This is a genomic window from Streptomyces sp. NPDC090994 (genome assembly GCF_044768905.1).
GTDB lineage: Bacteria > Actinomycetota > Actinomycetes > Streptomycetales > Streptomycetaceae > Streptomyces.
This window is the reverse complement of record NZ_JBIVWS010000013.1, coordinates 48958-71764: the sequence shown is the minus strand read 5'-3', so window position 1 is coordinate 71764 and position 22807 is coordinate 48958. Positions and strand designations below refer to the sequence as shown.

Genomic DNA, 22807 nt, shown 5'->3' with positions numbered 1-22807 from the left:
CCGCGCGTGCGTCAGGGACGGCGCGGCCGGGTCGGGGCGGGGCGCCGGTCCGGGTAGGTGACGTCCGGTATCCCGATGCCCAGGGCGGTCAGGCGGCGGGCCGTCTCGGCGGGGCTCAGGCCCAGCCTGCCGACGACGGTCAGCACCTCCTCCAGGTTCAGCGGCCCGTTGGGCTTCGGCAGCGCCAGGGCCACCTCCAGGTCGTCGGCGTCGGCCGTGGCCGGCAGCTCGACGGCGTGGCCGAGGCGGGTCAGCCGCTCGGCGATCGCGACGGGGGAGTGGCCCGTGGCCCGCGCCGCGCGCAGCACGTGCTCCACCGCCGGTGTCCTCCGCCAGGGCAGCCAGGGCGCCCGCCCGTCGAGGCCCTGACTGAGCACGAGGACGTCCACGTCGTCGAAGCCGTCGAGTTCCGGCAGGGTGTGCCGGGTGTAGGCGTACTCGCTGAGCCGCTCGTCGATCTCGGCCGGGGCACGGCCGAGCACCCGCGCGGCGCGCAGGACGTGACCGAGACCGGCGTCGCCGGAGCCGACCCAGGGGGCGTCGCCGTCCGCGTTCTGGCTGAGGACCAGGGCGTCCTCGGGCAGCGGCACGAACGGCAGGCGGTGCCCCAGGGCGACCAGCCGGGACGCGACCTCGTAGGCGCTGATCCCCAGCCGGTGGGCGACGTCCCGGGGGTGGGCCCGGTCCACGGGCAGGCCGGGGTCGAGGAAGTCCTTGCCCAGGCCGTGCCGGCTGATGATCTCCAGGTCGTGGGGGTGCGACTCCTCCGGCAGTGCGCCGGGCAGGTGCCGGTACCCCAGGGCCCGCAGCCGGCGCCCGATCCCTGCCGGGCCGGTGCCTTCGGCCCGCGCCCGCCGGATGATGTGCCGGGGCGGCACGAGCGCGTCCGGGTCCAGCCAGCCGGTGTCGGTCCTGACCAGCGCGGCGGCGCCGGCACCGACCGGCCCGGCCGGCGGACCGTCCGGCAGGACGACGTCGGTGTAGCCCAGCTCCCGGTACCGCCGGGCGGCCTCCAGGACGCCGGTGCCCGCCTCCTCGGCGGCCCGCACGACCCGTCCGTAGGGCACCGTGTCCGGCAGCGGGGCCGCACCGCCCTCCCTCTGATCGGTGATGAGCCGGAGGTCGTCGTCGGTGACGACCCGGTCGGGCAGCTCGGGCACCCGGTCGTGGCCCAGCTCCCGCAGCCGGGCCACCACGGCCGCCACGTTCATGCCCTCGGAGTGCGCGCGGTACAGCACGTGCCCGACCGGCACCGGCTCGGCCCAGGAGATCCAGGGCGCGGCGTCGTCGGGCACCGGCGGGCTGATGAGCCGCAGGTCGCTCTCCCGTGCCTCGGCGGGGACGCCCCGCGCGGGCAGGGCGTAGCCGAGCCGGCGGAGCCGGTCGGCGGCCTCGGCGGGGGCCCGTCCGGTGCGGACGCAGACGACGAGGAGGTGGGGCAGCAGGCCGGGGCCGTGCTGCCCGGGCCGGGTGGTGCGCCCCTGCCAGACGCCCTCGATCAGGTCGAGGTCCTCGGCGGTCACCGAGTCGGCCGGCGGGCCGTCGGGCAGCCGCCGGTGGCCCAGGTCGCGGAGCCGGGCGAGGACCTCGTCCGGGTTCCGGCCGTGTGCCTGGGCGAAACGCAGGACGTGGTGCAGCGGCACCGGCTGCCCGGCGTCGAGCCAGGGAGCCTGGCCGTCCAGCCCCTCACTGACCAGGACCAGGTCGTCCGGGCCGGTCTCCGCCAGGCCGGGTTCGACGCGGAAGCCGAGGGCGGTGAACCGCTCGCCCAGCGCGGCCACCGCGGCGGCCGGCTCCCGCGGGGTCTCCGGCGCGTCCGTGCGGTGCCGCAGGCTGGGCAGCACCCGCAGGACGTGGCCGAGCGGCACGGGTTCGGTGTCGGCCAGCAGGAAGCCGGATTCCCTGACCACCAGATGCCGGTCGTCGTCCTCGACCCGGTCGGGGAAGGTGCCGGGGGAGGGCGCCCGGTAGCCCAGTTCGGCGAGGCGGTCGGCGAGTTCGACGGGCGGCCGCTTCAGCCGGACGGCGGCGAGGATCGCGAGGGACCGCAGCCGGGGCGCGTCCTCCTCACGCAGCCAGGGCCGGCCGTTCAGCCGTGGGCTGATCAGTTTCAGGTCGTCGTCGTCCACCGACTCCGGGAGCCGGTCGGAACCCGGCAGGACCAGGCCGAGCACGGCCAAGCGGTCCGCCGGCTCGGCGGGCGGCCGTCTCAGCTTGCGGGCGGCCCGCAGGACATGGGCCCGCAGGTACGGGAAGTCCGCCGTGGTCAGCCAGGGCGGGCGGCCGTCGAGGTCACGGGTGAGCAGCCTGGCGTCGTCGTCGCCGAGCGAGGCGAGCAGTTCGGGCGGCGGCACCCGGTACCCCAGCTCGGTGAGCCGGGCGGCCACGTCGGCGCGGTCCAGGCGCCGTTGCCCCGCCGCGCGCACGACATGGTGCGCCGGCACCGGCCGGTCCGGGTCCAGCCAGGGGGCCTCGCCGGTCAGGTCGGCGCTGACCAGGACACGCGAGGCGGGGTCGTCGGGGAGCGGGATCTTCGGCATGGGGGCCTTTCTGCGGTGGGTGGGCGAGGACGCGGCGGGTGTCACTCGGCGACGGCCGTGTAACGGACGGGCTCGCCGTCCCAGTCGTCCTCCTCCTGCCGGCCGGACAGGTCCACGCGCACGCCCGCCGGTTCCAGCGCGTCCCACACGCGCAGCATCATGGCGTCACTGAGGTAGTGGTGGTGCAGGTCGAGGTAGCGCAGATGGGTGAGCGGCTGGCCGCGCAGCAGCGCCTCGGCGCCCTCGTCGCCCAGCGAGCCCATGGACAGGCGCAGCGAGTCCAGCCGCGCCACCACCGGCGCCTGGGCCACCGCGGCGGCTATCTCGTCCTGGAAGAGGCTGTTCTGCAGACCCAGGTGGCGCAGCGCGGGCAGCCGGTCGCCGTCCAGCAGCGGCCGCAGGTCAGCCACGGTCACGTCACAGCCGTAGTCCTCGACGCCCAGCCACAGCTCCAGGCAGTCCAGGTTCGGCAGGTCGGAGGCGGCGACGCCGCGCACGACCTCGGCGGGCAGCCCGCCGGCCTCGAAGCGCAGGGTGCGCAGCCCCTCGTGGCGGAGGGCGGGGAACTCCAGGCCGTTGCTGCCGCGCACGCCCAGCTCCCGCAGACCGGGATAGGCCCGCAGGCAGGCGCCGACGTCGGACTGCTCGATCCAGGAGACCTCGCTCTCCTCCATCTCGACATCGCCGAGGAAGAGCGCCTCCAGGGAGGTCAGCCGGTCGCTCAGCGCCTCGATGTCCTCGCCCATGGGGCCCCCGTCGAAGCCGTACCACGGGCTGCCGACGAGCAGCGCGCGGATCGAGCCCAGCGGCGCGGTGGCCACGAACCGGTTCCAGTAGTCGCCGGGGTTCTCGTTCTCGGCCCGCTCGCCGCACCGCAGGCGCCACGCCACGGACCCCGGGTCGTCCGGCAGCGGCCGGTCCTCACCGGCCTCGGGGAAGTCGAACACCGGCAGCCCGTGGAAGTGGCTCAGATGGTAGGGGCTGCGCGGATGCAGGGGCACGTCGGCCGGGAGTTCCATGGCGGTCCTAGAGATGACGGTCGGTCAGGGCACGACTGTTCTAGCAGCGGCCACTGACAACCCGTCACCTCGGGGCGCCCACTCCTTCTACACGGAACGCCCGGACACCCCGGTGACGTGGCCCGCGGCCGGGGCGGGCCGGGGCTCCACGGGGCGGGCCTGGACCGCCACCGCAGGCGCCGGGGCCTCCGGGGGCCGCTGCGGCAGCGGCACCGGCAGCAGCGGACGCGGCCCGGACACCACCGTGTAGTCCTGGCCGAGGAACGGCGGCACGATCTCGCCCGGGTCGTCACCGAGCGCGAGCCGCACCGCGGCCCACGGGGCGTTGATCCCGCACAGCGACAACTGGTGCAGCCCGCCCGCCGGACGGGTGTTGACGTCCATCAGCACCGGACGTTCGCCGTACATCCGGAACTGGATGTTGGACAGGTGGTGCAGCCCGAAGCCCTCCGCGACCCGCCGCGCGGGCTCCAGCCAGCGTTCGTCGAGCGTGAACCCGCGACGGCGGCCGTTCTTGGTGCGGCCCACCACCATGCGCACCCGGTTGTCGGTGCCGGTGAGGCAGTCCACCGACACCTCCGGCTCCTCCAGGCGCGGCATCACCAGCCAGTCGACCGGCTCGTCCGCCGCCCGCACCGCCGCCACCGCCAGGTCCAGCGGCACGTAGGGGGACGGGAAACCGCTCAGGTGCACCAGCGAGAAGGGGTTGCGGGTGATCACCCGGAAGCCCACCCCGCCCGCGCCGGACGCCGGTTTGAAGCACGCGCGGTGCCCCTGCTCCTCCAGCTCCTCCACCGCCGCGACCAGTTCGTCGGCCGTCCGCACCCGCCACCAGGGCGGTACCGGAACGCCGACCGCCTGGGCCGCCTCGTAGCCGATCACCTTGTCCCGGAAGACGGCCACCGCCTCGGGCGGCGGGGCGAGCAGCGCCGTACCGGCCGCCTCGAACTCGGCGCGGTGCGCCACGATCGCCGTCTGGTGCAGCCGGGGCACGAACACGTCGATGCCGCGCCGCCGGCACTGGTCCAGCGCGAACTCCACGTACGCCGCCGGGGACAGGTTCTCCGGCTCCAGTTCGGCGGTGTCGGCGGCGGCCAGGACGGGGGAGTCGGGGTCGCCGTGCGTGGCATGGATCTCGACGGCCCGGTCGCCGGGATTTCTCCGCAGCTGATCCATGAAGAACACGTTCTCCGCGTACGTGCGGTTGAGCCAGACGCGTACGCGAGAGACCATGCAGGCCGCCTTCCACGGTAAGCGGGCAGGGCACAGCCGGCCGTGCCCGGCCAAGGGAGAAAAGGGACACCGAGCCGCTCCGCGTGAAGGGGGAGTCAGGGGCGGTGGTGTTGGGGCGATCATAGGGGTTCGGGGGCGGCCCCGTGCAACGCGCGTGTTAAGGATCGACGGCGGCCCAGCCACGAGCGCGTGGCCGGACCGGCCGGTCTTGTCGCCCCGGCCCGCCGTGTGATCTCGTGGGGTCGACCGGCCGGGTCCGCGGGGGCGGGCGTACGGCGCCGGAGCGTACGGAGGGGCGAGAGGTGACGTCGACGGCCGGTGGCGCCGGACAACTGTGGGCCGTCAGCGACCTGCACATCGGATACGAGGAGAACCGGGCCCTGGTCGAGGCCATGCGCCCCGCCTCGGACGACGACTGGCTGCTGGTCGCCGGTGACGTCGCGGAGACCGTCGAGGACATCCGCTGGGCGCTCGGCACGCTCGCCGGCCGCTTCCGCCGTGTCGTGTGGGCCCCCGGCAACCACGAACTGTGGACCCACCCCAAGGACTCCGTCACCCTGCGCGGCACCGAGCGCTACGCGCACCTCGTCGAGGTCTGCCGCGGACTCGGCGTGACGACACCCGAGGACCCCTACCCCGTCTGGGACGGCCCGGGCGGCCCGGTGGCCGTCGCTCCGCTCTTCCTCCTGTACGACTACTCCTTCCTGCCGGACGGCTGCGCCACCAAGGACGAGGGGCTGGCCTACGCGCACGGCACCGGCATCGTCTGCGCCGACGAATACCTGCTGCACCCCGACCCCTACCCGAGCCGCGAGGCCTGGTGCCGGGCCCGGGTCGCCGAGACCGAGGCACGGCTCGCCGCGCTGCCGGACGGCCTGCCCGTCATCCCGGTCAACCACTATCCGCTGGACCGGCACCCCACCGAGGTCCTGTGGCACCCCGAGTTCGCCATGTGGTGCGGCACCCGGCTGACCGCCGACTGGCACCGCCGCTTCCGTGTCGACACCATGGTCTACGGCCACCTCCACATCCCCCGCACCACCTGGCACGAGGGCGTCCGCTTCGAGGAGGTCTCGGTGGGCTACCCCCGGGAGTGGCGCAGACGGTCGGGACCGCCCGGGCAGCTGCGGCTGATCCGGCCGTACGAGAACACGGGTGCGGGCGGCGCGGACGGCGGCCACGGCACGGGCACGAAGGGCGGGTTCCGGTGATCGAGGAGGTGCTCCCCGAGACGGTGGCCGCCGAGGAGGCGCACGGCCACGACACCGCCGGACACACGCCGCTGCACCCCGAGGAGGAGCCGCTCGTGGCCCGCGCGGTGCCCAAGCGCCGCCGGGAGTTCACCGTCGTACGCTCCTGCGCCCGCCGGGCCATGGCCCGCCTCGGCGTGCCGCCCCAGCCGATTCTGAACGGCGAACGCGGCGCGCCGCGCTGGCCGTCCGGCCTGGTCGGCAGCATGACCCACTGCGACGGCTACTGCGCCGCCGCGCTGGTCCGCGCCACCGACCTGGCCTCCGTCGGCATCGACGCCGAACCGGACGGGCCGCTCCCGGAGGGGGTGCTGTCCGCCGTGGCGCTGCCCGCGGAGGCCGCGCGGCTGGACCGGCTGGCCGCCGAGCGGCCCCATGTGCACTGGGACCGGCTGCTGTTCAGCGCCAAGGAGTCCGTCTACAAGGCGTGGTTCCCCCTCACCGGCACGTGGCTGGACTTCTCCGAGGCCGACATCGAGTTCACCGAGGACCCCGGCGGCAAGGGCCGCGGCGCCTTCCGTGCGGCGCTGCTGGTGCCGGGGCCCCGGGTGGGGGAGCGGCGGCTGGACCGCTTCGACGGCCGCTGGGCCGCGCGGGACGGCCTGCTCGTCACCGCCGTCACCGTACCGCCGCCCGTCTGACGGACGTCAGGGCTCGGAACACCAGCTCGCCAGCAGCCGGAAGAACTCCTCCTCGCTCCCGGTCAGCCCCGCGTCGCGCAGCGCCCGTTCGGCCTCCGCGAGGACGCCGGGCGGGACGATCGGGGGACCCGGCGTGCCCGAGGGGTGCGTGTCGAAGGCGGCCCGTACGGTGTGCAGCAGGCGCAGATAGGCCTGGACGGCGGCGCGTTCCCGGTCGGTCAGCACGGCGGTGGTCATCGGTCGGCTCTCCCCACATCGGCGTCGGACGCGCCGCCCCGCCGGGCGGCACCCCACCAGCTTGCCGCCGCCCACTGACAATCCGGCCGAACGGCGCACGGCGCCGGCGCACGGCTCGGCCCGCGCCGCCCCCGGGACACCCCGACGACCCCTCGATCCGCCCCGTTCGGACGGTTCCGCCGTACCGGCCCCCGCGACGGCGAACCCGCCGGCCGGCTGCGGCACTTGCCGGCCGGCAGCAGGCCGGAGCCCGCCGCCTCGCGGTCGGCGGAAACAGCACCGGGCGGCCCCGGCGCCGGCTCATCGCCCGCACAGTTGCGCGTACCGGCCGGCGGGGGCACCGGCGGGGTCAGCTCCGCCACCAGCCGGCCGCACCGGCGGCGCATCCGCCGCCCGGTGCCCAGTCCGCTCCCGGTCTCACGCCTCGGGCCGCTTGACGCTCTCCAGGAGCATGTCCAGCCACTCGGCGACCTTGTCCCGGTGCTGGTCGGTGGGCAACTGTGCGGCCCGCCAGGCGATTCCGCGCACGCCGTGGTCCTGTAACAGCCGCTCCAGCGGGTCGTCCGCCGCCTCGGTCGCCGCCCGCTCCCGGTCGGCGAGCTGCTGCAACAGCTCCTGCTCGGTGCGCTGCAGGGCACCGGCCAGTGCCTCCGGGTCCTCGGCCGTCAGGAACCCGGCGTGCACCCGGAAGAAGCGCTGGAGGGCGTCGCAGTGCTCCATGGTGGGCCGCCGGTCGCCGTTGATGAGCGCGCCCGCCTGCTGGCGTGACATCCCGGCGCCGTCGGCGATCTCCTGCTGGGTGTACCTGCGGCCGTTGGGTTTGAGCCGGGTGCGCCGCAACAGGTCGAGGCGTTGCACGAACCGGGCCTGCACATCGGGCTCCCCGGCCGCCCGGCCGCCCAGCAGGGCCTTGACCACGGACTCGGGCACCCCGGAGGCGGCGGACAGCCGGGCGGTGTCGAAGACCTCGGCGTGCGGTACGCCGAGCCGGTCGGCGAGCGCGGCGACGCGGGAGAGCACGGACGGCAGTGCTGCCGTCTGCGTGGTGCCCGGACCCTCGAAGTCACCCGCCACCGACAGATCTCCTACGTCTCTCACCGGACCCACAGGCCACGCACAAGCGGTTGCCGTGAACTTCCCGGAGAGTAGCCCTCGTTCGAACTGACATCCAGACGTCGCCACAACTGTGGCCAATTTCGGCCGTCAACGGTCATGAAATGCCACGATAGTTGACATGCCTTGCGTCCGAGCAGCAGGATCGGGGCGCCGCGTGAAGGCCGCATAGGCAAGAGGGGTGACCTCCCGATGGCATTTCAGGCAGGCGGACAGCGGTCGGCACCGCGGCCCGCCCCCGTGACTCCCGAGGCCCAGGCGTACCTGGACGACTACGCCGCGCTTCTGGACGCCGTCCCGCATCCCTCGTTCGTCGTCGACCACCGCTGGGACGTGGTCCTGGCCAACGGCGCGTTCCGGACACTTTTCCGCGAGGCCGGACCCCACCCGACGGCGATGCCCGACGACAACTTCCTCCGCTACGTGCTCTTCCACCCGGACGCGCCCGCGGTCCTCGGCGAGGCCGAGCACGAGTCGCGCTGGTGCCTGCCGATGCTGGCCCACTTCGCCTCGGCCATCGAGTGCCACGGCCACGACCACGTGCTCCAGGCGATCCGCCGCGACATCGCCCAGGACCCGATCATGGAGGCCGCCTACCGGCAGGGCCTGCCGCACTGGATCCGCGCGGTCGGCGAGGAGGCCGTGGAGCACGACGGCACGGTACGGCCGCTGCGCCACCCCGACGCCCGCCGGACCGCCGCCGAGTGCCGCGTCGTCGTGGAGACCTCCCGTTCGCTGGAGGAACTCGGTTACCGGCGGCTGACCCTGGTGCCGCGTCAGGCCCGGCGCACCCCGTCCCGCGAGCGCCGCGCCCGGGCCGGCGCCACCCACCTCAGGGTGGTCCCGGCCGCGGACTGACCGCCGGCCTCACGCCGATGCTCCGGCACCGGGGGCGACGCCCCGGCACCGCTTTACGCAAACCGCTTGCATTACTTGCGCTATTCTTGCGCGCATGACGCGACGACTTGCTGAGGTGGCGAAGAAGGTCGGGGTCAGTGAGGCCACGGTCAGCCGGGTGCTCAACGGCAAGCCCGGGGTCTCCGAGGCCACCCGGCAGGCGGTCCTGTCCGCCCTGGACGTGCTCGGCTACGAGCGGCCCACCCAGCTGCGCGGCGAGCGCGCCCGGCTCGTCGGCCTGGTCCTGCCCGAGCTGCAGAACCCGATCTTCCCGGCGTTCGCCGAGGTCATCGGCGGTGCCCTGGCGCAGCTCGGCCTCACCCCGGTGCTGTGCACGCAGACCAAGGGCGGCGTCTCCGAGGCCGACTACGTGGACCTGCTGCTGCAACAGCAGGTCTCCGGCGTCGTCTTCGCCGGCGGCCTGTACGCCCAGGCCGACGCGCCGCACGGCCACTACGAGCGGCTCGCCGACCGCAAGATCCCGGTGGTGCTGGTCAACGCGGCCATCGAACACCTCGGGTTCCCCGGCGTCTCCTGCGACGACGCCGTGGCCCTGGAACAGGCCTGGCGGCACCTGGCCTCGCTCGGCCACGAGCGGATCGGCCTCGTGCTCGGCCCCGCCGACCACCTCCCCTCGGGGCGCAAGCTGGCCGCAGCCCGGGCCGTCGGCGAGGTGCGTGACGAGTACGTGGCCCACGCGATGTTCTCCATCGAGGGCGGCCACGCGGCGGCCTCCCGGCTGATCGACCGCGGTGTCACCGGCTTCATCTGCGCCAGCGACATCCTCGCCCTCGGTGTCGTGCGGGCCGCCCGGCGCAAGGGGCTGGACGTGCCGTCACGGATCTCCGTCGTGGGCTACGACGACTCCGCGCTGATGAACTGCACCGAACCCCCGCTGACCACCGTCCGGCAGCCCATCGAGGCGATGGGCCGGGCCGTCGTGGAGCTGCTCAGCGCGCAGATCAACGGCCGGTCCGTGGCCGCCGAGGAACTGCTGTTCGAACCGGAACTGGTGGTGCGCGGCTCCACCGCGCAGGCTCTCCGCGTCTGACATGCCGGCGCGAGTCCCGGAGATCCACCTCCTTGTCGAATAATTGCAAATCCTGCGTGACATCTTGCACCGTGCTGGTGCGGGTGCTTGAGTGTGCGGCGCCCACCGCTCCTGTCCTGAGGGGTCACCGATGTCACGCACCGGGTTCCGCCGTACCTTTGCCGCGCTGAGCGTCTGTTCGCTCGCCCTCACCGTCTCCGCCTGCGGGTCCGGCGACGACGAGTCCGCGAGCGGCAAGACCCGCATCACGGTCAACTGCATGCCGCCCAAGAGCGCCAAGGTCGACCGGGCCTTCTTCGAGGAGGACGTCGCCGCCTTCGAGAAGGCCAACCCGGACATCGACGTCGTCCCGCACGACGCCTTCCCCTGCCAGGACCCCAAGACGTTCGACGCCAAGCTCGCCGGCGGCCAGATGGAGGACGTCTTCTACACGTACTTCACCGACGCCCGGCACGTCGTCGACATCGGCCAGGCGGCCGATCTCACCCCGTACGTCGAGGAACTGAAGAGCTACGACACCCTCCAGCAGCAGCTGCGCGACATCTACACCGTCGACGGCAAGGTCTACGGCATCCCGCGCACCGGCTACTCGATGGGCCTGATCTACAACAAGGCACTCTTCGAGAAGGCCGGCCTCGACCCGGACCAGCCGCCGGTCACCTGGGACGAGGTCCGCGCCGCCGCCAAGAAGATCGCCGCCCTCGGCGACGGCACCGTCGGCTACGCCGACTACAGCGCCCAGAACCAGGGCGGCTGGCACTTCACCGCCGAGCTGTACTCGCGCGGCGGCGACGTCGTCGGCGCCGACGGCAAGAAGGCCACCGTCGACACCCCCGAGGGGCACGCCGTCCTCCAGACGCTGCACGACATGCGCTGGAAGGACGACTCGATGGGCAGCAAGCAGCTGCTGGTCATCAACGACGTCCAGCAGATGATGGGCTCCGGCAAGCTCGGCATGTACCTCGCCGCCCCCGACAACATCCCGATCCTGGTCAAGGAGAAGGGCGGCGACTACGAGGACCTGGCCCTCGCGCCCATGCCCGGCGGCCAGGGCACCCTGATCGGCGGCGACGGCTACATGTTCAACAAGAAGGCCAGCCCCGAGCAGATCCGGGCCGGCCTCAAGTGGCTCGACCACATGTTCCTCACCCCCGGGGACGGCTTCCTCGGCGACTACGCCCGCGCGAAGGCGAAGGACGCCCCGGTCGGCCTGCCCGAACCCCGGCTGTTCACCGGCGCCGCCGACGCCGAGGACCAGCGGGTCAAGCAGGCCAACGCCAACGTCCCGGTGGAGAACTACCAGTCCTTCCTCGACGGCAACCAGAAGCTGGAGATGAAGATCGAGCCGCCCAGCGCCCAGCAGATCTACTCCGTCCTCGACGGCGTCGTCTCCGCCGTCCTCACCAAGGAGGACGCCGACATCGACCAGCTGCTCGACGACGCCTCCGGGAAGATCGACAGCATCCTGGCCCGGAGCTGACCGGTGACGAAGACGGCTGAACGACCGACCGGGGCCGTGCCGGTCCGCCCGGTACCGGCGTCACCCGTGCGCACGGACCGCGGGCGGCGCCGCCTCGCCGACCAGGGCCGCGCCTACGGCTTCCTCCTCGGCGGACTGATCTGCTTCGCGCTCTTCTCCTGGTACCCGGCGATCCGCGCGGTCGTCATCGCCTTCCAGACGTACACGCCGGGCGCGGAGGCCGAGTGGGTCGGCACCGCCAACTTCACCCGGGTCTTCCAGGACCCCGAGTTCGCCGACGCCTGGCGCAACACCCTCACCTTCACCGCGCTGGCCCTCCTCATCGGCTTCGCGGTCCCCTTCGTCCTCGCCCTGGTCCTCAACGAACTCCGGCACGCCAAGGCGTTCTTCCGGGTCGTGGTCTACCTGCCGGTGATGATCCCGCCGGTGGTCAGCGCCCTGCTGTGGAAGTGGTTCTACGACCCGGGCGCCGGCCTCGCCAACGAGGCCCTGCGCTTCCTGCACCTGCCCACCTCGAACTGGTCCAACGGCGCCGACACCGCCCTGGTCTCGCTGGTCGTCGTCGCCACCTGGGCCAACCTCGGCGGCACCGTCCTGATCTACCTCGCCGCCCTCCAGTCCATCCCCGGCGAGCTGTACGAGGCCGCCGAGCTGGACGGCGCGAACCTGCTGCAACGCGTCCGGCACGTCACGGTACCGCAGACCCGGTTCGTGATCCTGATGCTGATGCTGCTCCAGATCATCGCGACGATGCAGGTCTTCACCGAACCGTTCGTGATCACGGGAGGCGGCCCGGAGAACTCCACGGTCACCGTCCTCTACCTCATCTACAAGTACGCCTTCCTCTACAACGACTTCGGCGGCGCCTGCGCGCTGAGCGTCATGCTCCTGCTGCTGCTCGGCGTCTTCTCCGCCGGCTACCTCCGGCTCACCCGCTCCGACGGGGAGGACGCATGAGTTCCGCCCGTACCCTCGTCTCCCCGGCCGTCCTGGCCCGCCCGCGCGGCAGGGCCGTCTACTGGACCGTCTTCACCGGTACCGTCCTGCTCTTCGCGCTCGCCTTCCTCTTCCCCGTCTACTGGATGGTGACCGGCGCGCTGAAGCCGCCGGACGAGGTGGCCCGTACGCCACCCACCCTGGTGCCGGAGAAGTGGCGGACCAGCGGCTACACGGACGCCTGGGAGCTGATGCAGCTGCCGACCCACCTGTGGAACACGGTGGTGCAGGCGGCCGGAGCCTGGATCTTCCAGCTCGTGCTGTGCACGGCCGCCGCCTACGCCCTGTCCAAGCTGAAGCCCGTCTTCGGCAAGGTGATCCTCGGCGGTATCCTCGCCACCCTGATGGTGCCGACCCAGGCCCTGGTCGTCCCGAAGTACCTGACCGTCGCCGACCTCGGGCTGCTCAACGACCCCCTCGCCATCTGGCTGCCGGCCGTCGCCAACGCCTTCAACCTCTACCTGCTCAAACGCTTCTTCGACCAGATACCCCGCGATGTGCTGGAGGCCGCCGAGATCGACGGCGCCGGGAAGCTGCGGGTGCTGTGGTCGATCGTGCTGCCCATGTCGCGTCCGGTGCTCGGCGTGGTGTCGATCTTCGCGCTGGTCGCCGTCTGGCAGGACTTCCTGTGGCCGCTGATGGTCTTCTCCGACACCGGGAAGCAGCCGATCAGCGTGGCGCTCGTCCAGCTCTCGCAGAACATCCCGCTCACCGTGCTCATCGCCGCGATGGTGATCGCCAGCATCCCCATGGTCGCCATGTTCCTGGTCTTCCAGCGGCACATCATCGCCGGCATCAGCGCCGGCAGCACCAAGGGCTGACGCCCTCCCGCACCCTCGTAGAAAGGCACGCACCGTGGGACAGCCCACCCCTGCCCCGAACACCTCCGACTGGTGGCGCCGCGGCGTCATCTACCAGGTGTACGTCCGCAGCTTCGCCGACGGTGACGGCGACGGCACCGGCGACCTGGCCGGTGTCCGGGCCCGCCTGCCCTATCTCGCCGGACTCGGCGTGGACGCCCTGTGGTTCACCCCCTGGTACCTCTCCCCGATGAAGGACGGCGGCTACGACGTCGCCGACTACCGTGCCGTCGACCCGTCCTTCGGCACCCTCGCGGAGGCGGAGAAGCTGATCGCCGAGGCCCGTGAGCTGGGCATCCGCACCATCGTCGACATCGTGCCCAACCACGTCTCCGACCAGCACCCCTGGTTCCGGGCGGCGCTGGACGGCGGCCCCGAGCGGGAGCTGTTCCACTTCCGTCCGGGGCGGGGCGAGAGCGGTGAACTGCCGCCCAACGACTGGCAGTCGGAGTTCGGCGGGCCCGCGTGGACCCGGCTCCCCGACGGCGACTGGTACCTCCACCTCTTCGCCCCCGAACAGCCCGACCTCAACTGGGCCCACCCGGCCGTCCGCCAGGAACACGAGGACATCCTGCGGTTCTGGTTCGAACGCGGGGTCGCCGGCGTCCGCATCGACTCCGCCGCACTGCTGGTCAAGGACCCCGGCCTGCCCGACTTCACCGACGGCCGCGACCCGCACCCGTACGTCGACCGCGACGAACTCCACGACGTCTACCGCGCCTGGCGGGCCGTCGCCGACGAGTACGGCGGGATCTTCGTCGGGGAGGTGTGGCTGCCGGACACGGAGCGCTTCGCGCGCTATCTGCGCCCCGACGAGTTGCACACCGCGTTCAACTTCTCCTTCATGACCTGCCCCTGGGACGCGGACCGGCTGCGCGCCTCCATCGACACCACGCTCGCGGAGCACGCGCCGGTCGGGGCGCCCGCGACGTGGGTGCTGTGCAATCACGACGTCACGCGTACGGTCACCCGGTACGGGCGGGCCGGGGACACCGGGTTCGACTTCGCCGCGAAGGTCTTCGGTACGCCCACGGATCCGGTGCTCGGCACCCGACGGGCGCGGGCCGCGGCTCTGCTGTCGATGGCGCTGCCCGGCGCGGTCTACGTCTACCAGGGCGAGGAACTCGGGCTGCCCGAGGCCGACATCCCGCTCGACCGCATCCAGGACCCCATGCACGCGCGCTCGGGCGGGGTGGACCCGGGGCGGGACGGGTGCCGGGTGCCGTTGCCCTGGGTGGCGGACGCGGCGCACGCCGGGTTCGGCGGCGACCCCTGGCTGCCGCAGCCGGCCGGGTGGGGGGCGTACGCGGCGGACAGGCAGGACGGTGATCCCGGCTCCATGCTCGCCCTGTACCGGGAGGCGATCCGGGTCCGGTCGGTTTTCGGGGACGCGGCGCTGAGCTGGCTGCCCGGACCCGAGGGGGTCCTCTCCTTTCGCCGTGGTGACGTCACCGTCGTGGTGAATCTCTCGGACTCGGCCGTCGATCTTCCCGCGCACACCAGTGTCCTGCTGCGCAGCGGGTCCCTGGACCCGGACGGGCGGTTGCCCGAGGACGTGGCCGTGTGGCTGCGCTAGAGGCTCGGCTGCGGACCGGCTGAGGCTGGTCGCGCAGTTCCCCGCGCCCCTGACGGGGCGCTTCCCTGACCCCCACTTGAAAGGGAACCGCACATGCACCTCACCAGATCCGCTCACCTCGGTGTCGCCGTCGCCCTCGCCGCCGGCACCCTCGTCGCCCTGGCCCCCGGTGCCGCTCAGGCCGCCGCCGGGGCCACCCTCCCCTTCACCTCCGTCGAAGCCGAGGCCGCCGCCTCCACCGGCACGAAGACCGGGCCGGACCACACCCAGGGCACCCTCGCCTCCGAGGCGTCCGGGCGGCAGGCTGTACGCCTCACCGCCGGGCAGCGCGTCGAGTTCACCGTGCCCCGCGCCGCCAACGCCGTGAACGTCGCCTACAGCGTCCCCGACGGCCAGTCCGGCTCGATGAACGTCTACGTCAACGGGCAGAAGCTCACCAAGACCCTCCCCGTCACCTCCAAGTACTCCTACGTCGACACCCCCTGGATCGCCGGCTCCAAGACCCACCACCTCTACGACAACGCCCGCCTGTTGCTCGGCCAGGACGTCCAGGCCGGTGACAAGGTCGCCTTCGAGGCGGTGAACACGCAGGTCACCGTGGACGTGGCCGACTTCGAGCAGGTCGCCGCCGCGGCCACGAAGCCCGCCGGTGCCGTCTCCGTCACCGACAGGGGCGCCGACCCCGCAGGCCAGGGCGACTCCACCCAGGCGTTCCGGGACGCCATCGCCGCCGCGCAGGGCGGGACGGTGTGGATACCGCCGGGGGAGTACCGGATCACCTCCTCCCTCAACGGCGTGCAGAACGTCACGATCCAGGGCGCGGGCGCCTGGCACTCCGTCGTGCGCGGCTCCCGCTTCATCGACCAGCAGAGCAGCGCGGGCCGCGTCCACCTCAAGGACTTCGCGGTCATCGGCGAGGTCACCGAACGCGTCGACTCCGCCCCGGACAACTTCGTCAACGGCTCCCTCGGCCCGGACAGCTCCGTCTCCGGCATGTGGCTCCAGCACCTCAAGGTGGGCCTCTGGCTGACCGGCACCAACGACAACCTCGTCGTCGAGGACAACCGCATCCTCGACACCACCGCCGACGGCCTCAACCTCAACGGCAGCGCGCGGGGCGTCAAGGTCAGGAACAACTTCCTGCGCAACCAGGGCGACGACGCGCTCGCCATGTGGTCGCTCAACCAGCCCGACGTCGGCAGCAGCTTCACCGGCAACACCATCACCCAGCCCAACCTCGCCAACGGCATCGCGATCTACGGCGGCACCGACATCACCGTCAGCGGCAACCTGATCTCCGACACCAACGCCCTCGGCAGCGGCATCGCGATCTCCAACCAGAAGTTCCTCGACCCCTTCCACCCCCTCTCCGGGACCATCACCGTCGACGGCAACACCCTCGTGCGCACCGGCGCCATGAACCCCAACTGGAACCACCCGATGGGCGCCCTGCGGGTCGACTCCTACGACAGCGCCATCGAAGCCCAGGTGAAGATCACCGACACGACGGTCACCGACAGCCCGTACAGCGCCTTCGAGTTCGTCTCCGGCAGCGGACGCGGCTTCGCCGCCAAGAACACCACCGTCGACGGGGCGACCGTCAACAAGGTCGGTACGGTCGTCGTCCAGGCCGAGACCCCGGGCGCCGTCACCTTCCGCGACGTCACGGCCACCGGCGTCGGCTCCGCGGGCGTCTACAACTGCCCCTACCCGGCCGGCTCGGGCACCTTCACGCTCACCGACGGCGGCGGCAACTCCGGCTGGGACAGCACCTGGGCCGACTGCTCCACCTGGCCCCAGCCCGGCCAGGGCAACCCCGACCCCGACCCGGACCGCAACCTGGCCGCGGGCCGCCCCGCCACCGCCACCGGCTCCCAGGACGTCTACACGCCCGGCAAGGCGGTCGACGGCGACCCGGACACCTACTGGGAGTCGGCCAACAACGCCTTCCCGCAGTCCCTCACCGTCGACCTCGGCTCCCAGCAGCCCGTACGGCGGCTGGTGCTGAAGTTGCCGCCGTCCGCGGCCTGGGGCGCCCGCACCCAGACCCTGTCCGTGCAGGGCAGCACCGACGGGTCCGCGTACACCACGCTGGTGGGCGCACAGGGCCACCGGTTCGACCCGGCCACCGGCAACACGGTGACCGTGCCGGTGAACGGCGACGTCCGCTACCTGCGGCTGCACGTCACCGGCAACACCGGTTGGCCCGCAGCCCAGTTCAGCGAGGTGGAGGCGTACCTTTCGTGACCTCCGGCCGACCGGCCGCCGCCCCGCGCTTCGCCGCCTGGATCTGCTCGTACACATGGGTCCGCAGTTCGGTGAAGCGCGGGGCGGCGCGGGTGCGCACCTGGTCGCGCTCGGCCGGCAGATCCACCGTGAGCTGCTCACGGACCACGGTGGGGGAGGCGGAGAGGACGACGACCCGTTCGCCGAGGTACACGGCCTCGTCGATGTCGTGGGTGACGAACAGGATGGTGACCCCGCGCTCCCGCCACAGCCGCCGCACCAGGTCCTCCAGGTCGGCGCGGGTCTGCGCGTCCACCGCCGCGAACGGCTCGTCCATCAGCAGCACGTCGGGCTCGTAGGCCAGCGCCCGGGCGATGGCGACCCGCTGCTGCATCCCGCCGGAGAGCTGCCACGGGTAGGCGCCGGCCGCGTCCGCCAGACCCACCGAGGCGAGCGCGTCCGCGACCAGTTCCCGGCGCCGCGCCTTGGCCATGTTCTTCTGCTTCAGGGGAAGTCCGACGTTCTCGCCGACCCGCATCCACGGGAAGAGGCTGCGCCCGTACTCCTGGAAGACGAACGCCATCCCGGGCGGCGGCCCGTGCACCGGCCGCCCGGCCAGCATCACCTCGCCGCCCGTCGGCGCGAGCAGCCCGCCCACGCACTTCAGCAGCGTCGTCTTGCCGCACCCGGAGGGCCCGACCAGACACACCAGTTCACCGGCCTCGACGGTGAACGTCAGATCGCGCACCGCCTCGATCCGGCGCCCGGATCCCTCGTACACCTTCCGCAGGCCGCGTACGTCGAGCATGGACCGCCCTTTCGGGAGCTGGGGCTCAGGGCCGCCGGGAGGCGGCGCGCGAACCGTGGTACCAGCCGAGCACCCGCCGCTCGACCAGCTGGAAGAGGACCGAGAGCACGAAACCCAGCAGACCGAGCAGCAGGATGCCGGTCCACATGTCGGGGATCGCGAACGAACGCTGGAACTGCACGACGGTGAAGCCGAGCCCGTTGCTCGCGGCGAACATCTCGCTGATCACCATCAGGATGATGCCGATCGACAGGGCCTGCCGCAGCCCCGCGAAGATCTGCGGACTCGCCGACGGCAGCACGACGGTACGCAGCCGCGCCACGCCCGAGATGCCGTAGGAACGGGCCGTCTCCGCCATCACCTGGTCGACCGCGCGGACGCCCTCGACCGTGTTGAGCAGGACCGGCCACACCGAACCGGCGGCGATGACGACGATCTTCATGGTGTCGCCGATCCCCGCGAACAGCATGATCACCGGCACCAGCACCGGCGGCGGCACCGCCCGCAGGAACTCCAGGACCGGTTCGCACACCGCCCGCACCCGCCGGTACGACCCGATCAGCGTGCCCAGCGCCACCCCCACCACGGCCGCCAGGGCGTAGCCCGCCAGCAGCCGCAGCACACTGGGCAGCACGTCCCCGCGCCACCGCTCGCCCGTCCACACGTCCGGGAACGCGGTGACGATGGTCCGCAGCGGCGGCCAGTACACGTCCCGGCTGCCGTCCGACGCCACCCACCACACGGCGACCAGCACCGCGGGCAGCGCGAGCGTGAACACCAGCCGCAGCAGCACCGTCCTCACACCGCCACCTCCCCGCGTACCGACTGGTGCCAGGCCAGCGCCCGCCGCTCCACCGACCGGGCACCCACGTTGATCAGCAGCCCCAGCAGACCGGCGACGACGATCAGCGCGTACATCTCCGGCACCGCCTGCGAGGTCTGCGCCACCGCGATCCGCGCGCCCAGCCCCGGTGCGCCGATGACCAGTTCGGCGGTGACGGCGAGGATCAGCGCCACGGCCGCCGCCAGCCGCACCCCGGTCATCACGTACGGCAGCGCGGTCGGCCACAGCACGTGCCGCACCCGCGCCCACGCCCCCAGGCCGTACGACCGTGCCGTCTCCTCCGCCACCGGGTCGACGTCCCGGACGCCGTACAGGGTCTGGATCAGCACCTGCCAGAAGGAGGCGTAGACGACCAGGAGCAGCACCGAGCGCAGTCCGGTGCCGTAGAGCAGGACGGCGAGCGGGATCAGCGCGACGGACGGGATCGGGCGGAGGAACTCGATCGTGGAGGCGGTCGCCTCGCGCAGGTGCGGCACCACGGACAGCAGGACCCCGACGACGATGCCGGCGCCGACCGCGATCGCCAGGCCCAGCGCCCAGCCGGTGAGGGTGTCGCCGAGGGCGGTCCAGAAGGAGCCGTCGGTGACCTCGGTGACGAACGCGTCCGCGATCCGGCTGGTCGGCGGGAAGTACTCCTCCTTCACCAGGCCGAGCCGCGGCACTGCCTCACCGAGGGCGAGGAAGGCCGCGAGCCCGGCCGCGCCCAGCGCGGCGTTCGCCCCCTTCACGGCAGCAGCTCGTCCAGGTCGGGCTCCTGCTCGAACAGGCCGCCCTCCCGGCCCAGTTCGGCCAGCGCCTCGATGGAGGCACGGTTCGCCTCGGCCGGCCACTTCGGCAGGGTGACCTCCGCCAGCACGTCCGGGGGGATCTTGGTGTACGTGGTGACGATCTCGCGGACCTCGTCGGGGTGGGAGTCGGCGTAGGCGAGCGACTCGGCGGTGGCGTCCTGGAACCTCTTCACCACCTCCGGGTTCCGCTGCGCGTACTGGGTGGAGGTGAAGTACATGGCGACGGTCAGGTCGGGGGCGATGTCCACCATCGAGGAGGCGATCTCCCGGCCGCCCTGGCTCTTGATGGTGGCCAGCGCCGGTTCCACCACCATCGCCGCGTCGATCCGCCCGCCGTCCAGCGCGGCCGGCATCTGGTCGAAGGCCAGCTCGACGAAGTCCACCTTGTCCGGGTCGCCGCCCGCCTTGCCGACCGAGGCCCGCACCGCGGTCTCGTTGATGTTCTTCAGCGTGTTGATGGCGACCTTCTTGCCCTCCAGTTCCTTCGCCGACTTGACCGGGCTGTCGCCCTTGACGGTGATCGCGCCGAAGTCCTTGCCCTCCTCACCGGTGGAGGCGATGCCGTTGGCCACCGCCTTCACCGGCACGTTGTTGGACTGGGCGATCAGCAACGACGTGGTGTTGGAGAACCCGAACTGGAACTGACCGCTCGTCACACCCGGCACGATCGCCGCGCCGCCCTGCGCGAGGGTCAGGGACAGCTTCAGGCCGTGCTTCTCGTAGAAGCCCTTCTTCTGCCCCAGATAGAGCGGGGCGACGTCGACGATGGGGATGAGGCCCACCTTGACGGAGGTGGTGGAGCCGGAGGCGCCGGAGCCGTCGGACCCCCCGGAGCCGGACGAGCCGCAGGCCGTCGCGACGACCAGAACGGAAACGGCCGTGAGGCCGACGAGCAGACGACGCATGACTCCCCCTGTGAGAGTGTGTGCGCGAACAGCACGAACGTGCTGAGCGGGAACGTAGGGCCCAGGGGAAGTGACGGTCAATGCCCGTGCACTCACTAAGTGTTGACAGCTTTGTTGACAGTGGCTGGGGGCAGATCACAGATCCAGGACGAGCCGCCTTCCCCGGCAGCGGGAGACGCAGATGAGCATCGTCTCCCCGGCCGCCCGCTCCTCCTCGGTGAGCACCGAGTCCCGGTGGTCGGGGACGCCTTCGACCACGTCCGTCTCACAGGTGCCGCAGGTGCCCTCCGCGCAGGAGTACAGCACCTCGGCGCCGGCCGCGCGCACGGCGTCGAGGACGGAGACGTCCGGCGGGACGGCGACGGTGCGGCCACTGCGGGCGAGGACGACCTCGAACGCGCCGTCTGCCGAAGGGAGTTGCTCCTTGGGCCGGAACCGCTCGGTGCGCAGGACGCGCGGCGGGCACCACTCCTCCACCGCGTCGAGCAGCGGACCGGGACCGCAGCAGTAGACGAGGGTGCCGTCCGGTACGCCGTCCAGCACGGAGGCGAGGTCCAGCAGCCCGGTCTCGTCCTCGGGGGCGAGGGTGACCCGGTCGCCGTAGCGCGCCAGTTCCCCCGTGAACGCCATGGAGCGGCGGCTGCGTCCGCCGTACAGCAACGACCAGTCGGCGCCCGCCCGTTCGGCGGCGGCCAGCATCGGCAGGAGGGGGGTGATGCCGATGCCGCCGGCGATGAACCGGTAGCGGGCGGCGGGCTCCAGCCGGAAGTGGTTGCGCGGCCCGCGCACCCGCACCGTGCCGCCCCGGCCCAGGTGCTCGTGCACGTACGCCGATCCGCCCCGCCCGGCGCCCTCCCGCAGCACGGCGATCCGCCACGCCTCCCGGTCGGCCGGGTCGCCGCACAGCGAGTACTGCCGCTCCAGCCCCGGGCCGAGGAGGACGTCGATGTGCGCGCCGGGCTCCCAGGCGGGCAGCGGTCCGCCGAGCGAGTGGCGCAGGCTGAGGGCCAGCACGCCGTCGGCCGCCGGCCGGACGTCCGCGACGACGAGTTCGCTTTCGTACAGGGTCATGAACCGTTTCCTCGGGGATCGTGTCCGTCCGGGTGGGCGAGCATCCACTCCCACATCGCGACCGGGTCCTCGGCGGTGTGCTCGGCGCCGCAGTGACAGGTGCCGTGCAGGACGTCGGTGCCGGGCAGCCAGTCGACGCGGTACACCTCACCGGTGGTCACGCGTCACCCTCCTCGGCCAGCCGGGCCAGGATGCGGCGGGCGGCCAGGCCGCCGGTGTCGATGTTGATGCTCAGCTCCTGGTAGCCGGCCCGCTCGGCGCCCAGCGCGCGCTGGAGCAGGTTGAGCGCGTCGACGTCCTGCATCACGACGGTGTGGTTGTTCTTCCGCAGGAACTCGGTGACCTCCGCGTCGTCCGTCGCCCAGTCCCGGGAGACCGCCCAGAAGTCGTACACCTCGCCGTCGCCCGACGGGGTGATGGCATACGTGATCTCGGTGTGGAAGGCGTGCGGATCGCTGCCGTCGGCCTCCGGCCGCACGCCCACCGGGGCGACGCGGCTGTGCAGCAGATACAGACAGGGCGCGTGGTACTCGATGTCCTGCCACCGGTCGATCCGGCCGCGGACGCCGGTCGACTTGGCGTAGAACGGCGGGCACTCGGCGTCGTCCATGTGCCGGCTGACCCGGACGATCCCGGCGCCCTCGTCGACCTCCGTGGTGATCGGCGTCTCGGCGACCTCGGGGGTGCCGATGTAACCGCCGTGCAGATACGTCTCGTGGGACAGGTCGAGGAGGTTGTCGACCAGCAGCCCGTAGTCGCAGTGGATCGGCTCCATGCCGCGGACCGTGACCCAGCCGGGGGAGTCCAGGTGCCGGGCGCGCGGCACGGCCCCGGGGTCGGCGAGCGCCGGGTCGCCGATCCACACCCACACCAGCGAGTCGCGTTCGGCCACCGGGTAGGAGGCGACGCGTGCGGTGCGCGGCACCCGTTTCTGCCCCGGCACGTACACGCAGGTGCCGGTGGTGTCGTACGTGAACCCGTGGTAGCCGCACACGATCCGGTCGCCGTCGAGCCGGGTCGGGGCCTCGGAGAGCGGGTAGCGGCGGTGCACGCAGCGGTCGTGCAGGGCGACCGGCGTGCCGTCCTCCGCGGTCCGGTACAGCACGAGCGGCTCCCCGAGCACGGTCCGGCCGAGCAGCTCACGCCCGACCTCGTGGGCGTAGGCGGCGACGTACCACTGGTTCCTGGCGAAGGCGGTGGTGTGAGGCATCGTTGCGGCTCCCGTCCGTCTGCTGTGATGGCATCGTCCGGAAGCGCGCTGCCGCGCCGCAA

At 72.5% G+C, this 22807-nt stretch carries 21 protein-coding genes; 9 read left to right on the top strand and 12 right to left on the bottom strand.

Translation table 11 applies throughout. The annotated features are described in order from the left end of the window. Nucleotides 1–11: 11 nt before the first annotated feature. The 3 genes from ACIQR3_RS24865 to ACIQR3_RS24855 form a co-directional block, all read right to left on the bottom strand. A complete protein-coding gene (locus ACIQR3_RS24865; protein ID WP_403542583.1) occupies nucleotides 12–2540 on the bottom strand; it encodes a hypothetical protein in 2529 nt (842 codons plus the stop codon). A gap of 41 nt (nucleotides 2541–2581) precedes the next feature. Next, the gene (locus ACIQR3_RS24860) at nucleotides 2582–3559 is read right to left on the bottom strand and encodes an STM4015 family protein (RefSeq protein ID WP_403542582.1); all 978 of its coding nucleotides are present in this window, start codon (nucleotides 3557–3559) and stop codon (nucleotides 2582–2584) included. 87 nt (nucleotides 3560–3646) lie between these two features. Further along, on the bottom strand, nucleotides 3647–4792 hold the full coding sequence (locus ACIQR3_RS24855) for an ATP-grasp domain-containing protein (protein WP_403542580.1): 1146 nt from the start codon (nucleotides 4790–4792) through the stop codon (nucleotides 3647–3649). Between the two features lie 302 nt (nucleotides 4793–5094). On the opposite strand from ACIQR3_RS24855, the gene ACIQR3_RS24850 reads away from it, so the two are divergent. Together ACIQR3_RS24850 and ACIQR3_RS24845 are read left to right on the top strand one after the other, a co-directional pair. Then, nucleotides 5095–6003, top strand: coding sequence for a metallophosphoesterase family protein (locus ACIQR3_RS24850; RefSeq protein WP_403542579.1), 909 nt, complete (start codon nucleotides 5095–5097; stop codon nucleotides 6001–6003). Further along, nucleotides 6000–6683, top strand: a complete 684-nt coding sequence (locus ACIQR3_RS24845) for a 4'-phosphopantetheinyl transferase (protein WP_403542577.1) — start codon at nucleotides 6000–6002, stop codon at nucleotides 6681–6683. Before ACIQR3_RS24850 ends, ACIQR3_RS24845 begins: the two co-directional genes overlap by 4 nt. Nucleotides 6684–6689: 6 nt before the next feature. Here ACIQR3_RS24845 and ACIQR3_RS24840 read toward each other — a convergent pair whose 3' ends face one another. Both ACIQR3_RS24840 and ACIQR3_RS24835 read right to left on the bottom strand, forming a co-directional pair. Then, nucleotides 6690–6920: a hypothetical protein gene (locus ACIQR3_RS24840; RefSeq protein WP_403542575.1), complete on the bottom strand. Its 231-nt coding sequence runs from the start codon at nucleotides 6918–6920 to the stop codon at nucleotides 6690–6692. A gap of 417 nt (nucleotides 6921–7337) precedes the next feature. Further along, on the bottom strand, nucleotides 7338–7994 hold the full coding sequence (locus ACIQR3_RS24835) for a helix-turn-helix domain-containing protein (RefSeq protein WP_403542573.1): 657 nt from the start codon (nucleotides 7992–7994) through the stop codon (nucleotides 7338–7340). 231 nt (nucleotides 7995–8225) lie between these two features. Between ACIQR3_RS24835 and ACIQR3_RS24830 the strand changes: the two genes are divergently transcribed. From ACIQR3_RS24830 to ACIQR3_RS24800, 7 genes are all read left to right on the top strand, one after another. Next, entirely contained in the window at nucleotides 8226–8891 is a 666-nt protein-coding gene (locus tag ACIQR3_RS24830) for a hypothetical protein (protein ID WP_403542572.1), read from the top strand. A 94-nt stretch (nucleotides 8892–8985) separates the two neighbouring features. Then, nucleotides 8986–9981, top strand: a complete 996-nt coding sequence (locus ACIQR3_RS24825; RefSeq protein ID WP_403542570.1) for a LacI family DNA-binding transcriptional regulator — start codon at nucleotides 8986–8988, stop codon at nucleotides 9979–9981. A 130-nt stretch (nucleotides 9982–10111) separates the two neighbouring features. After that, the gene (locus ACIQR3_RS24820; protein WP_403542569.1) at nucleotides 10112–11461 is read left to right on the top strand and encodes an ABC transporter substrate-binding protein; all 1350 of its coding nucleotides are present in this window, start codon (nucleotides 10112–10114) and stop codon (nucleotides 11459–11461) included. Between the two features lie 3 nt (nucleotides 11462–11464). Beyond that, on the top strand, nucleotides 11465–12418 hold the full coding sequence (locus ACIQR3_RS24815) for a carbohydrate ABC transporter permease (protein WP_403542567.1): 954 nt from the start codon (nucleotides 11465–11467) through the stop codon (nucleotides 12416–12418). After that, nucleotides 12415–13278: a carbohydrate ABC transporter permease gene (locus ACIQR3_RS24810; protein ID WP_403542565.1), complete on the top strand. Its 864-nt coding sequence runs from the start codon at nucleotides 12415–12417 to the stop codon at nucleotides 13276–13278. The genes ACIQR3_RS24815 and ACIQR3_RS24810 overlap by 4 nt, the downstream gene beginning before the upstream one ends. Nucleotides 13279–13312: 34 nt before the next feature. After that, nucleotides 13313–14893, top strand: a complete 1581-nt coding sequence (locus ACIQR3_RS24805; RefSeq protein ID WP_403542563.1) for an alpha-amylase family glycosyl hydrolase — start codon at nucleotides 13313–13315, stop codon at nucleotides 14891–14893. Nucleotides 14894–14986: 93 nt separating this feature from the next. Further along, the gene (locus ACIQR3_RS24800; RefSeq protein ID WP_403542562.1) at nucleotides 14987–17140 is read left to right on the top strand and encodes a discoidin domain-containing protein; all 2154 of its coding nucleotides are present in this window, start codon (nucleotides 14987–14989) and stop codon (nucleotides 17138–17140) included. Here the strand turns inward: ACIQR3_RS24800 and ACIQR3_RS24795 are convergent. The 7 genes from ACIQR3_RS24795 to ACIQR3_RS24765 all read right to left on the bottom strand — a co-directional run bounded on the left by ACIQR3_RS24795 (nucleotide 17112) and on the right by ACIQR3_RS24765 (nucleotide 22745). Beyond that, nucleotides 17112–17927, bottom strand: coding sequence for an ABC transporter ATP-binding protein (locus tag ACIQR3_RS24795; RefSeq protein WP_403542561.1), 816 nt, complete (start codon nucleotides 17925–17927; stop codon nucleotides 17112–17114). The two genes, ACIQR3_RS24800 and ACIQR3_RS24795, sit on opposite strands and share 29 nt — an antisense overlap. A gap of 25 nt (nucleotides 17928–17952) precedes the next feature. Further along, entirely contained in the window at nucleotides 17953–18729 is a 777-nt protein-coding gene (locus ACIQR3_RS24790) for an ABC transporter permease (protein WP_403542559.1), read from the bottom strand. Next, a complete protein-coding gene (locus ACIQR3_RS24785) occupies nucleotides 18726–19499 on the bottom strand; it encodes an ABC transporter permease (RefSeq protein WP_403542558.1) in 774 nt (257 codons plus the stop codon). The genes ACIQR3_RS24790 and ACIQR3_RS24785 overlap by 4 nt, the downstream gene beginning before the upstream one ends. Continuing rightward, entirely contained in the window at nucleotides 19496–20464 is a 969-nt protein-coding gene (locus ACIQR3_RS24780; protein ID WP_403542555.1) for an ABC transporter substrate-binding protein, read from the bottom strand. The genes ACIQR3_RS24785 and ACIQR3_RS24780 overlap by 4 nt, the downstream gene beginning before the upstream one ends. A 135-nt stretch (nucleotides 20465–20599) precedes the next feature. Beyond that, nucleotides 20600–21535: a PDR/VanB family oxidoreductase gene (locus ACIQR3_RS24775; protein ID WP_403542552.1), complete on the bottom strand. Its 936-nt coding sequence runs from the start codon at nucleotides 21533–21535 to the stop codon at nucleotides 20600–20602. Beyond that, nucleotides 21532–21696: a hypothetical protein gene (locus ACIQR3_RS24770; RefSeq protein ID WP_215172189.1), complete on the bottom strand. Its 165-nt coding sequence runs from the start codon at nucleotides 21694–21696 to the stop codon at nucleotides 21532–21534. Before ACIQR3_RS24770 ends, ACIQR3_RS24775 begins: the two co-directional genes overlap by 4 nt. Beyond that, entirely contained in the window at nucleotides 21693–22745 is a 1053-nt protein-coding gene (locus tag ACIQR3_RS24765; RefSeq protein WP_403542549.1) for a Rieske 2Fe-2S domain-containing protein, read from the bottom strand. The genes ACIQR3_RS24770 and ACIQR3_RS24765 overlap by 4 nt, the downstream gene beginning before the upstream one ends. Nucleotides 22746–22807 lie beyond the last annotated feature (62 nt).